Below are 12,574 nucleotides of genomic sequence, written 5' to 3'. Positions count from 1 at the left end.
GCCGCCAGCGTTCGTCCTGAGCCAGGATCAAACTCTCCATAATAGTGGACGATTGCTCGTCCTATTTGAAAAAGCTTAATTGCTCATTTGAAGCTAGCGAGATTTTGCAATCTCTTTTATAGTCGATTACTCGACTGTGCTTACTCACTCGTTGTTCAGTTTTCAAAGATCAATTTCTTTCATTCGCTACCGTGTTACCGRAGCAGCGAGATGTAATATACCACAGATCGTTTCTCAATTGCAAGCACTTTTTTCTTGTCAATTTATGTCGGCGTCTGTCGGAAAGTCATCTTACCATACCTCATTGCTTGAAAGCAAGTCCACTTCGGTTTCGCTTGTCGTGGTTATTTGCTTCAGAACAACGAGGACTAATGTACCATGCCTAGAAATCAATTACAACCCCTTTGGAAWAGTTCCAYTATTGCMATTGTTTYGAATTGTTCCTACAAGTGCACGCAAAAAAAAAGAATGCATCCTGCACCCTTTTCCCCGGTTTAGTATTCCATTGTAATAATCGGTGTTCCAATCGTTAAGCGCCAGAGGCCCGAAGTCGTATCTTGATGAAGTGCGATTTGGACATTCACCTTTTGACTGCCGCTTCGTATTGAAGCTTCGAATTCAGATGATACCACTGATGCACTGAAGGTAGTGCCATCTTCGTAGCGCTCAACAACCTTTCCTTTATAAGCTTGAACTAACTCAGCTAGGAACTCCTTAGGGTCATTCGATATGCTAATGGCTTCAGCAGCATTCCCTTGTATCATCACGTTCCACATGCCTTGAATGCCCTGTTCGATTAATTGCGCGGTCATTTGCTCCTGCCACTTCAGAAGCTGGGATTGGTCTGCACTACCTGGCGCATCTAATCGTACTACAGCATAACAAGCCGACTGTCCCACTGGACTAGCAACGGTTAATGTCAAGACGGCGCTTCCAGCAACTTGTGACTTTACCGTATAGATACCGCTTTTTAAAGATATGGACTCATTCGCCGTGTGAGATTGCAAGCCAAGCTTGTTGGATAAACGTTCACCCGCATCCATCACTTTGACATCCACACCGTCGCATGTACCGAAATAGCCTGTATATTTGAAGGTAATATGTTCATTCGATTGCATATAGGGCTTTGCCACACTGAGTAATAACTGTGCATCTTGTTCTGCCTGTGCATCCACATGACGTATCCAGCCGAAGAATAAACCTAGTATAGTGATGCCTATTATTATTTGTGTCCAACGCTTTGACATGAAAAAAGCACCTCTTTACTAGAATCTATCACTCTAGTAAAAGGATGCCCGTATCTATTAAATGTTAAACCTATCCACGTGTCGATTGAAAGAATTCAATTCGCTCGCCATCTAGTCCATTAAAGAAGAAATACTTAGAACCGTTCGGAAGTGTTGTAATTTCCGTATCCAATTGCTCAACTTCTAAAGCTTGAATTCTTGTGAATTCAGCATAGATATCATCTACGGTAAAAGCCAAGTGATGCACTTTGCCTTCCTGTGGCAAGTTCGCATTATAGCCTTCGATTAATTCAACTTCTGTTTCATTTGAGGCTTCAAAGCCAAGAAAACCTAGCCGGATAACGCCATTCGTATGGAGTAACGTTCCTTTGTGCTTAAGTCCGATTACAGTAACATAAAATGCTATAGACGCTTCTAAGTTTGCTACCATGACGCCTACGTGCTCTAATTTCATAACGGTCATATGTATCTGCCTCCTTGTTCTAATCCCTTCATTTTAGCTAAAAATAAAGAAAAGGGCTAGACCGCGATCAATACATCGGAATTGTCTCCATCTCTCCATTTAACGAGAAGAGCGTTACTTCTGTATTGGTTGTATGAACTAATCCGAGGTTATCAAATACTTCTCTTATCTGAGCATTATTTAAATGTTTTGTTATCGCTTCAACGGCTCGGTATGAATATTCTTGGTACATGGATTCGAAAAAAATAAGCACTTCTTTTTCCCCAATGATCACTTTCGTGTGCAGCACTCGCAACACCCCCGGTTCAGATAGAACAATTGTATATTTTGGAAGCTAGGAAAGTATGAAGACTTCTTTAGGTTTATGTTAGGTTTGTAGACTTCGCCAAATATGAGGCGTCCGTGTATAATGAAAACGAATGCCAGGGACGGGAGGGGCCATAATGAGGTTGTTAAAGCTGCTGCAAATCTATGAGGTGGATGGGATTACGCCGAAACATCGGTCAGATCGATTCAATTTCGATGAGATTCAAGGGCAAACATTTCGTGAAGTGAACCCCACCGAGGTAGGATGTCCAATGACGTTATCAGGGGTTCGGCAACATACACCATTCAAAACAACACGTGTTCAAGCGATTGATCAAGACGGACTGGATTTCCGTGTATTGACGCGCAACACGATTTATCATTTTGAAGTATCTACTGAACGAGATGTCCATTAACACAAAAGACCTTTGACTACTTCCATCATCGGGAGGTAGTTAAAGGTCTTTCTGTTTTATTTACTAAGCCAAACATGCATAAGCGAAAGAAGTTGGCTCATATGCAGCGGCTTGCTAATATAGTCAGATGCACCGGCCTGCAAGCAGATTTCTCTGTCCTGTTTCATGGCTTTGGCCGTAAGTGCAATGATCGGAACATCAGCATATTGATTATTTTTCCTAATGAGCCGCATCGCCTCATAGCCATCCATCACCGGCATCATAATATCCATGAGAATAAGCTCAATACTAGGATCCTTCCCCAATAGCTCTAAGCATTCTTGTCCATTCTGAGCAACACTCACGATGATTCCTTCTTGTTCAAATGCATTACAAAGGGCAAATACGTTACGCACGTCATCATCAACAACCAGAACTTTTCTACCCTTAAATCGATTGCCGTTGCCATCCTCGCGTGCAGAAATGGTTTTACCGTTTTCTCGAATGAAATAGTCACTGATCGTGTTAGCAGTTGCTGCCGCTACTTCCTTATGCGTGGCGTTAGTTACCCCTATTAAAGGTGGCAGCGAAGGCACATATAACGTAAATGTACTTCCTTCGCCTTCCACGCTCTGCATCTGGATACAACCTCCAAGAAGTCTGGCTAATTCCCGACTAATCGATAACCCTAGCCCTGTCCCTCCATACTTCCGATTCGTTGTGCCATCGGCCTGAAGGAAGGGCTCGAAGATGACTTCTTGCTTGTCAGTTGGAATACCTATACCCGTATCCTTAACGGAAACTGCCATAACCTGCCTGTGCATGGCCGAAGGCAGCAGTTCCACAATTTGTTCCACGCTGCACATGCGAAATTCCACGTGAATAGAGCCTTCATGCGTGAATTTAAATGCATTAGAAAGCAAATTTTTGAGAATCTGGCAGAGCCTCTGTTCATCCGTATTGAAGATCTTCGGCACTTGAGCATCCATCTCGATCCGGAATGTAAGTTTGCGTTGTTCTGCGACCTTCTCAAACTGACTTAGCAAGAGCTCGGGAAGCCAGTCCACACGCAACTCACCGATATGAATATCCAATTTACCCGCTTCAACTTTGGATAAATCCAAGATATCATTAATAAGGAGCAGTAGGTCATTTCCCGAAGAATGAATAACACGGGCATACTCTTGCTCATCATGCGTTAAGGTTTTACTATTGTTTTCCTGAAGCATCTGAGAAAGAATCAATATACTGTTAAGCGGCGTTCGCAGCTCGTGAGACATGTTCGCCAAGAATTCCGATTTATACCGCGAGCTCAGTTCCAGCTGAATGGCATGCTCTTCAAAGGAAACTTTCATGTACTCAAGCTCCCTCGACCTTTCATCCGCGTAGCGATTCCTTTCCTCTAGCTGTTCATTGGTCCGATACAATTCTTCTTGTTGACTTTGAAGTTCCTCGGTCATCGCCTGATACTCTCGAAGAAGACGCTCTACCTCAACACGCGTTTGCACGCTGTGTACGATTGTTCCCAACACCTCTAAGATGTCATCCATCAAACTCAGTTGAAGCGACGTAAATTCATCAAAAGAAGCCAGCTCCATAATGGCGATGACTTCTTGATTATGGATAATCGGAACGATGAGAACACTTTGCGCACTCGCTGACCCCAGTCCTGACTTTAAACGGATATACGTTTCGGGGACATGTGTGAGATGTACAACTCGCTTCTCAATCGCACATTGACCAATCAAGCCTTCCCCAATATGAAAAAAAGGTTTACCTGCTTCAGCACTTTCCTCCATCGCCGCATAGGCCGCCAGCCTCATCATGCCATCCTTAGCTTCATGTACGCTTCGAATATAGAAAACGCCGAAGGAAGCTCCAAATAATTCTGCAGATTTACGAATAAAGCACGTCCCCAGCGTTTCCAAATCGGAAATACCTTGCAGCATATGGACAACCTCTGTCAACTTCCGCTGCTGCCACTCGATTTCTTCTTGGCTCTCTAGCAACGCATTGGTTGCGTCCGCCAGATCCTTCACTTCATCATTCATTGTGACATGAATACGCTTGGAACGATCCCGCTTCATGGAGCTCAGCTTGATGATGCTCTTGGTAACCTGTTTGATCGTCCCGACAATGGATCTCGAAATAACTACAGCTGCTAGCAGCGAAAAGATGAGCACCAATCCCAACATGACGAATAAGGAGTTGGTCAACATTTTATTTTGCGCATCAAGGTGTGCCGCTCGCTCCTTCACGAATCCCATTTCAAGACTGCGAAATCGACTCAATTGCGAACGAATATCTAGAATATTTTGATGAGTAATAAAGAAGGTGAAATTAAAATAACTCTCATTCTCAAGACCATTTCTCATGGTCGGCATGGTCCCGCCTGTTTGTATAAGCCAATTTTCGATAGTTTCCTTGAGCGCGATTAAATTTTTCTCCTGGACTGGTGTATCACTCGTTAGTTCTTTCAGTTGATTGAAGGAATCTCTCCACTTGGTCTGCCCGGTCGTATAAGGTTCTAAATATTTAACTTCCCCTGTGAGTAAGTAGCCTCTTTGCCCATTTTCCATATCCATGACATATTTCTCAAGAAGGTTCGACTCTCTATTGACGGCGAAATCATGCTCAATCACATAATTGCGATCTCGCTGCATGGCAGCTAACTGTTGATTAACAAGAACAAAAGAAAGGGTTAAGCAGAAAATGATGAACGCATATCCAATCATAATTTTGGCACGAATACCGAATCTCATTTTCCTCAATCCACTGCCACCCCTTCTACCAGATCAACGCCTAATAGATGTATCATATACCAAACAACCATTAACTGGTATGCAAACTTTTTACTTTACTACTTTACCAAGTTAATGTATTATCTAAATAAAGTAAATACAATAATAAGGAGTGTTTTATATGGAAGGTCCTGGTGTTGAAAATATCAATCCACGCAGCATTTTAACACGAATGAAGCCATACACGCCCGGCAAACCCATCTGGGAGGTTCAACGTGAATTCGGGCTAACATCCGTTACCAAATTAGCATCCAATGAAAACCCATTAGGCCCCTCCCTTCTCGCTCTTGAGGCAATACAAGCTTATTTAACTGACATTCATCGCTATCCCGATGCAGAGACTGTAAATCTTAGAGAAGCTATTGCAGAAAAACGCGGGTTCTCGCCTGATCAAGTCCTTGTTACTAACGGTGGTGATGAACTGATTACGCTACTCTCTGAAACTTACTTGGAGCCTGGCGATGAAGTCATCGTGCCCTCACCAACATTTAGTGAGTACGAATTCGGAGCCAACTTGCTTGGAGCCAGCATCATCAACGTGCCACTCGGGGAGGACTATCGCTATGAAGTAGAAGCTATTCTCGAGGCTGTCACTGAACGCACGAAAATGCTCTATATTTGTTCACCGAACAATCCGACGGGCACTTATATGACCAAAACGGACCTGCACCGACTCGTTAAGAGCCTACCTTCGCATGTGCTAGTGATCTTCGATGGTGCGTATAGCCATTTCGTTACAGCTGATGATTATTGCGATGGACTTGCGCTAGTACGAGAAGGCTATCCTGTTGTTGTGTTGCAAACATTTTCTAAAATCTACGGCTTAGCGGGCATACGTGTGGGATATGGCATCGCAGATGGGGGTATTCTGCAGCGGATTCGCCAGGTCAAAGAACCTTTCAACGTGAACACGCTCGCACAAGTTGGCGCTGTAGCCGCACTCAAGGATGATCAGCATCTTGAAGCAACACGCACGAATAATGTGAAGGTGCGGGAGGAGCTTTACACCGAATTGCGTACGCTAGCTATCCCTTTCACGCCAAGCATGAGTAATTTCGTACTCGTCGATCTAGGAACACAAGCTAAATCCATCTATGATAATTTGATGAGTCGTGGCGTTATCGTTCGGTATGGCGGAGGTTGGAATCTTCCTAATCATGTTCGAATTTCGATAGGAACTTCCGAAGAGAATGCCGTACTTGTTCAGGTTTTGAAAGAGATCGTCGCAGTGAAGGCTTAGAAATCTGGTAGATGAAGCTCCCCTGCCTATAGATAAAATATCACCTTAGCTGATGGGGAGCGTATTTGTTTGGTCTCTATTAACTATGATACAATGCTATCAATCATAGTCTCTTGGGGGTACATCATGCTAAAAGAATTCAAGGATTTTGCATTCAAAGGAAACATGCTCGATCTTGCAGTCGGGGTTATTATCGGAGGGGCTTTTGGTAAAGTCATTACATCCATTGTGAATGATTTGGTCATGCCGCTCGTGGGTTTGCTCATTGGAAAAGTAAATTTCAATGATTTGTATGTTGCTTTGGATGGGAAACATTACGAAACATTTGCTGAGGCTGCCCAGAGCACCGCTGTCTTTCGATACGGACAATTCCTATCAACTTTCTTAGATTTCTTGATCGTGGCATTCGTGATCTTCATGGTTGTTCGTCAAATCGGCAAGTTCCGCAAGAAGGAAGCACCGAAGGAAAAAGCAGTTACAACCAAAGATTGTCCTCATTGCTTATCTGAAATTCCCGCGCAAGCATCACGCTGTAAGTTCTGTACTTCGGAACTTTCGTCTGGTGGCAAGGTTAGCGGCAGCATTCAATAGATCGCCTTGATAGAGAGAGCCCGTGTCGGATTACGACACGGGCTCTTTCGTACGCAAGTCGGCGACCTCGCCTTGTTCGAACGCATTCGCTTGCAGCAGGTGCAACAGCTGCTTCGCGGTATCTTCAGGGGAGCGCAGCTCCCCCTGCTCCTGGAGCTGGACGAACCGCCCCACCTGCGGGAAGTCCTCTTCCGAGGCAGCGCGAATCTCCCGCTGCATATCGGTGTCCACCACACCCGGAGCTACGCTGCAGATCAGCACCGGGTGTGGCTGTTTCAACTGCTCGACGCCGACGCAGCGCGTCAGCATGTCCAACCCGGCCTTGGCGGTGCAGTAGGCACCCCAGCCAGGGTAGGGCTTGCGCCCCGCGCCCGAGGAGATCCCGACGACCCGCTTCACCATCGGCCACGCCTGCGTGAGCCGAATGAAGCTGTTCGTCAGCACCGCGGGTGCGACGAGATTGACCTGCAGGCTGCGCTGCAGGTCTTCCGGGGTTGCTCGGCCGATCGAGACAATCGGCTCGATCATGCCCGCATTGTTGATGAGCGTGACGGAAGCCACGCCATCTGGTTCCGCGAGGATTCGCTCCATGAGCGAATCAATGCCTTCGGTTTGCGCCAAGTCGTAAGCGTGGAAGGTCAGCTGACCTTCCATGCGCAGCGCCTCTTGGCGCAAGGTCTCGTTCTCGCTGCGGGAAATGCAGTGAACCGCAGCGCCTTGCTCTAGCAGCTGCCGGATGATAGCAGCGCCGAGGCCTTTGGACCCGCCCGTAATGATGTAAGTATCCATATGGTAAGCCTTCCTTTTATCCGGTCTAGCCCGACTAGGTTCATAGCCTTGCTATTCCATTTTCTTAGAACTTTGCACGGCAGCCAAGAGGAACGAGGATCCGCTATTTTATGACAATAGTCTGTTTTCATTGCCGAAGGGAACGTGGTTCCTCTATTCCTACGATTTCCCGTAATAATCCACGTTTCGGGGTGAAATAGCGTACTGACGTTCCCTTTCGATCTGAAAAACGGCTGATTTAGCCGAAATAGCGGAACCACGTTCCGTTTGCGGCCATCCATGCTTATGGTCCCCTAATTTTTGAAAATCTTAGGTTCCATTTCCACCTTGTATTCAGCCGTTTTGGTCCTGATGCTACCCTATGGACTTCCATTCTGCCAACATTTCTTCTAACGGTCTTTTCAATTTCCGCTTATTAACTGTAATATTTACTACGTCTAACTTGCCTCTAACAAAAATATCGAATTGATTAACTTTTCCTTCAACCATATAGTAATGCAGGATATCTTCTTTAGGAATGTATTCATCATGCAGCTTAATGCCTCTATCTCCAATATACGCTCGATCCAGCACGGCAGATAGGAGAATAAGGAGGAATAGCACCCCGTACTTCCCATTATTATCTAATGTGACAATAAAGGGTAAGAAAAACAAATTCAGCAGCGTAATGAATATTTTTTTGTAGTCACTATAGCCAACAAGCGTAACTGTCCCAATCTGTTTCTTAGCTTTATTGGATCTGTAACTCTTAAATACCATGTACAAAACATAGACAAGAACGATCACATATGAAATCATTACGATGTTCGCCTCCTATCTTTTTAATACACTTTGTAGATAAGCCATTATACTATCCCTGTATACTGGCCCCATCATCTCCGGTAGATCGTGCAAATCAAAGTATTGCAAATCTCGGGTTTCATCTGTTTCCATGGCTATCTCACCTGTAGCTTTGCTCGCCATATAAGCCGTCGTTACTGCGTAAAATTCATCTCCATTGGAAAGCGTGTAATGATACTGAGCGCCAGAAAACACGCCTACTAATGCTAAGTCCCCCACTGTCAGACCTGTTTCTTCAAAAAATTCGCGTCGCGCTGTGTCTTCTAAAGACTCACCCAAGTCCATAAGTCCTCCTGGCAACCCCCAGGTCTCATTCGGTCTTTGTTGTAGGAGAACTTTTCCCAGATCATTAACCAAGATCACGACGGCTCCAGGCAAAATGATCGGATGATGCCCAACGAACTGTCTAAGTTGCTTATAATACTCCATGACCCTTACACCTCCGACCGCAAGGATTTGAAAATATCCCTTATTTTAACATAACAAACATCTCCATGAACAAAAAAAATCTGCTGCGTAATCGCAACAGATCCTCTTCCCTTGTTTAATTATACACACCTAAGCTCGTAAGCTCAGCTTCCATCTCTTGTCTGAATATCCCTTTATCGTGTTCTTCCATAAAAGCAGCCTCCACACCATTCATGATCAACTTCACTAGTTCTGGTGTTGTAAAAGCGAATCGATCAGCGATCGTGCGATACTCTTTCGTAATATCGGTTCCCGATACACTAGGATTATCGGTGTTGATCGTCACGATCAAACCTTGATCCAAGTACTCCCGGATCGGATAAGCCTCCCACGAAGCCACAGCTTTCGTTTGGATATTGGAGATCGGACACATTTCCAATGGGATGCGGCGATCTTTGATCAATGCAAGAATAGCGGCATTCTCMCGAAGTCTTACCCCATGCCCGATTCGAGTGGCACCTAAATGTGTAACTGCCTCGTAGACGTTAACCGCACCTGCCGCCTCGCCGGCATGAATGGTAACAGGAATGCCCAGCTTATGTGATCTAGCGAACACTTCTCGGAAAAACTCAGGCGGATAATTCGCCTCATCACCTGCCAAATCAACAGCAACAACGCCCTTCCCTATGAACTTGGCGGCTGCTTCTATGACTTCCAAATTATCTGCACAAGGATGATTCCGCATACAAATGGCAATAACACCGAATCTCGTTCCAAAATCGCGCCCCGCACGCTTTAATCCTTGCGTGACGTAGTGAAACGTCTCTTCCAGGGTTAATCCCATGTTGCGATGCAGTTGAGGCGCGAAACGGACCTCCACATACCGACAGTTATGCTCCACGGATTGCTCAACGACTTCATAGGCTACACGCTCTAAGGCTGCACCTGTTTGTAGGAAACGTGTCGTAAAATCAAATTTCCCTAAGTATTCAATCAGACTGCCGCAAGTGTCCGTCACTCGCATATGCGGGATCAGCCCATCCTTGTCGTAAACAGGGAGTGATATACCTTGTTCGAGAGCGAGCTCCAAAATCGTCTCGGGCCTCACACTTCCATCCAAATGTAAATGAAGATCCACTTTCGGTAATCTCGCTAACAAATCATTTGTTCGCATGTGAGCCATCTCCCATCTCTCCCTTTGCCTCTCGTAAGCACCAGCGCGCTAGAGAAGAATTTTAATTACTTTAAACGAATGTAATGTATATGTCAATATATATGACAAATAATTTATTTTATTAGTGTATGTGTTATTAAGTGTAATATTTCCTGTCATGGATGTAAAATGAAAAAAATCCACAACAGGCTACTCAGCCTACTCTGGATTTCTATGTTTGTCCTCTTACGAAGCTCTCGTTCGAACTAATAAGTACAGAAAATATGGCGCTCCGATAACAGCGGCTACAATCCCCGTCGGAACCTCTGTTGGCTGAAACATCCCCCGCGCTATCGTATCCGCGACAATAAGCAGCAGCCCGCCAGTGAGTGCCGAGGCTGGAATCAAGTATTGATGCTTAGGTCCAACTAACCTTCGTGCCAAATGTGGCCCTATCAACCCTACGAAGCCAATTCCACCACCGACCGCGACACATGCGCCTGCAAGCGCAACAGCTGCGGCTAGCAATCCAAGTCGTTCCCGTTCCATTCGAATCCCGAGTCCAATGGACGTCATCTCGCCCAGATTCAGCACATTCAGGACATTCGCTTTGAATATGACATAAGGAATGAGAACGACGATCCACGGTAATAGGGCCAGAACGAACTTCCAGTTGGTTCCCCAAATACTACCCGCTAACCAGATTTGAACGAACTGAAAATCGGTTGGATCCAAACGAATGCTAAGTACCATCATCAGTGCAGCAATACCCGCAGAAACCGCGATACCCACAAGGAGCAACCGGGATGACGAGATCCCTTTGCCTTTGACATACGAAAGCGTATAGATCAGAAAAGCGGCCAAACCCGCACCCAGCATAGCGATCATCGGCATGAAGAACAACGGTGCCCCAGCATTATTGGGATAAAAGGATACGACCAGAATGATCGCAAGTCCTGCTCCTGCATTAATGCCCAGAATACCTGGGTCAGCTAGCATATTTCGTGAAATCCCCTGCAAGATGGCTCCAGAAACCGCTAACCCCGCTCCTACCAGGATTGAAATCACAATACGTGGAAGTCGGAAATCCCATAGAATAATGCCTTGTTTCGCTGTCCCGCCTCCAAAAAACGTTCGAAGCACCTCAATAGGACTCAAACGAATCACGCCAGTGTTCATACTAATAATAAATACAATGATTATAAGGACCATTAAAATCGACATCACCGTGATCGCTTTAGTCAATCTCGGTTTCTTGATGCTTCCAGATTGCATGGATGTCATTGCCTAATCCCTCCCCTTTTTACGCGCCAGATAGAGGAAGAATGGCACACCAATCAGAGCAATAATCGAACCTATCGGCGTCTCAAAGGGCGGATTGACCATGCGGGCTCCGATATCAGCCAGCACGACCAACAACCCGCCTAATACCGCTGAGGTTGGAATGATCCAACGATAGTCAACGCCAACAAGATAGCGGACAATATGAGGAATAATGAGACCAATAAACCCAATAGCTCCCACCGTTGCCACAGCTGCACCTGCAAGGACAAGAACCAGCACGAATGCCGCAAGCTTCACAAGCCCTGTCCGTAAACCGAGGCCTGTTGCTACCTCTTCCCCCATGCTTAACAGCGTAATCCAAGGTGAGATGAAAAACGCGCCTAGTAAGGCAACGATAATCCAAGGTGCCATAATATCAACTTGCAACCACTTCGTACCTGCAACCCCACCTGCAAACCAAAAGGCGAGATCCTGACCAATATGGTAGGAAATCGCAATCCCTTCGCTGAGTGCCAGAAGTAAAGCACTGACAGCGGACCCTGCCAGAACGATTCGAACAGGTGTTACGCCACCCTTCGCCAGCGCACTAATGCCATAGACAAGCCCCGTTCCTATTGCAGCACCGAGGAATGAAAATAGAATGACATAGTGAAACGGCAGCTGTGGTAAAAAGGCAAAACACAGGGCAAGCATAAAGCCTGCACCTGCGTTGATACCGAGAATACCCGGGTCCGATAACGGATTGCGTGTAACACCTTGCATAATCGCCCCTGCCACAGCAAAAGCAGCCCCAACTAAAGCTCCAGCGATTGCTCGCGGAAGCCTTAATTGTTGGATGATCAAATGCTGAGTCGAATCAGCATTAAATTGAAAGATGGCTTGCCATACCTCGCCGAAGGAGATATCTGCTGCCCCAACCGAAATAGAAGCAATCAGGCTGACCAGCAACAAAGCCAGTCCACCAAAAATAATGGCTGATGCAGCTAATGGACGGGATTTCAATGGAGGTTTGACAGAGGGAACTTGCTTAACTGAACCCGTCATACCCTAGCCCCMC

General features: G+C 45.8%; 13 protein-coding genes. 3 read left to right on the top strand and 10 right to left on the bottom strand.

Annotated elements, in window-relative coordinates; all coding sequences use genetic code 11:
* Positions 1-494 precede the first annotated feature (494 nt).
* The 3 genes from AC1DLM_RS24055 to AC1DLM_RS24045 all read right to left on the bottom strand — a co-directional run bounded on the left by AC1DLM_RS24055 (position 495) and on the right by AC1DLM_RS24045 (position 1,999).
* Positions 495-1,247, bottom strand: coding sequence for a YwmB family TATA-box binding protein (locus AC1DLM_RS24055; RefSeq protein WP_441991713.1), 753 nt, complete (start codon positions 1,245-1,247; stop codon positions 495-497).
* Positions 1,248-1,317: 70 nt separating this feature from the next.
* Complete coding sequence (locus AC1DLM_RS24050; RefSeq protein ID WP_441991712.1) at positions 1,318-1,710, bottom strand: VOC family protein; 393 nt, start codon at positions 1,708-1,710, stop codon at positions 1,318-1,320.
* A gap of 67 nt (positions 1,711-1,777) precedes the next feature.
* Positions 1,778-1,999: a hypothetical protein gene (locus tag AC1DLM_RS24045; protein WP_171634368.1), complete on the bottom strand. Its 222-nt coding sequence runs from the start codon at positions 1,997-1,999 to the stop codon at positions 1,778-1,780.
* 154 nt (positions 2,000-2,153) lie between these two features.
* Between AC1DLM_RS24045 and AC1DLM_RS24040 the strand changes: the two genes are divergently transcribed.
* Complete coding sequence (locus AC1DLM_RS24040; RefSeq protein WP_441991711.1) at positions 2,154-2,432, top strand: hypothetical protein; 279 nt, start codon at positions 2,154-2,156, stop codon at positions 2,430-2,432.
* Between the two features lie 56 nt (positions 2,433-2,488).
* Here the strand turns inward: AC1DLM_RS24040 and AC1DLM_RS24035 are convergent, their stop codons facing one another.
* Positions 2,489-5,173, bottom strand: a complete 2,685-nt coding sequence (locus AC1DLM_RS24035) for a response regulator (protein ID WP_477571390.1) — start codon at positions 5,171-5,173, stop codon at positions 2,489-2,491.
* A 160-nt stretch (positions 5,174-5,333) separates the two neighbouring features.
* Here AC1DLM_RS24035 and hisC point away from each other — a divergent pair, with 160 nt between their 5' ends.
* Together hisC and mscL are read left to right on the top strand one after the other, a co-directional pair.
* A complete protein-coding gene (gene hisC, locus AC1DLM_RS24030) occupies positions 5,334-6,452 on the top strand; it encodes a histidinol-phosphate transaminase (protein ID WP_477571385.1) in 1,119 nt (372 codons plus the stop codon).
* A gap of 126 nt (positions 6,453-6,578) precedes the next feature.
* On the top strand, positions 6,579-7,043 hold the full coding sequence (gene mscL, locus AC1DLM_RS24025) for a large conductance mechanosensitive channel protein MscL (protein ID WP_441991709.1): 465 nt from the start codon (positions 6,579-6,581) through the stop codon (positions 7,041-7,043).
* A gap of 30 nt (positions 7,044-7,073) precedes the next feature.
* On the opposite strand, the gene AC1DLM_RS24020 is transcribed toward mscL, so the two are convergent.
* The 6 genes from AC1DLM_RS24020 to AC1DLM_RS23995 form a co-directional block, all read right to left on the bottom strand.
* The gene (locus tag AC1DLM_RS24020) at positions 7,074-7,832 is read right to left on the bottom strand and encodes a (S)-benzoin forming benzil reductase (protein ID WP_477571384.1); all 759 of its coding nucleotides are present in this window, start codon (positions 7,830-7,832) and stop codon (positions 7,074-7,076) included.
* 354 nt (positions 7,833-8,186) lie between these two features.
* The gene (locus tag AC1DLM_RS24015; protein ID WP_477571383.1) at positions 8,187-8,630 is read right to left on the bottom strand and encodes a hypothetical protein; all 444 of its coding nucleotides are present in this window, start codon (positions 8,628-8,630) and stop codon (positions 8,187-8,189) included.
* A 15-nt stretch (positions 8,631-8,645) separates the two neighbouring features.
* Positions 8,646-9,101, bottom strand: coding sequence for an NUDIX hydrolase (locus AC1DLM_RS24010; protein ID WP_477571382.1), 456 nt, complete (start codon positions 9,099-9,101; stop codon positions 8,646-8,648).
* Between the two features lie 115 nt (positions 9,102-9,216).
* Positions 9,217-10,254: an adenosine deaminase gene (gene add / locus AC1DLM_RS24005; RefSeq protein WP_477571381.1), complete on the bottom strand. Its 1,038-nt coding sequence runs from the start codon at positions 10,252-10,254 to the stop codon at positions 9,217-9,219.
* 225 nt (positions 10,255-10,479) lie between these two features.
* The gene (locus AC1DLM_RS24000) at positions 10,480-11,508 is read right to left on the bottom strand and encodes a FecCD family ABC transporter permease (protein ID WP_477571389.1); all 1,029 of its coding nucleotides are present in this window, start codon (positions 11,506-11,508) and stop codon (positions 10,480-10,482) included.
* A 12-nt stretch (positions 11,509-11,520) separates the two neighbouring features.
* On the bottom strand, positions 11,521-12,561 hold the full coding sequence (locus tag AC1DLM_RS23995; protein ID WP_477571380.1) for a FecCD family ABC transporter permease: 1,041 nt from the start codon (positions 12,559-12,561) through the stop codon (positions 11,521-11,523).
* Positions 12,562-12,574: the final 13 nt, after the last annotated feature.

The sequence above is a fragment of the Paenibacillus sp. 01T442 genome (assembly GCF_056398345.1).
Note: the sequence above shows the minus strand (reverse complement) of the source record. Positions and strands in the feature narration are given on the sequence as shown.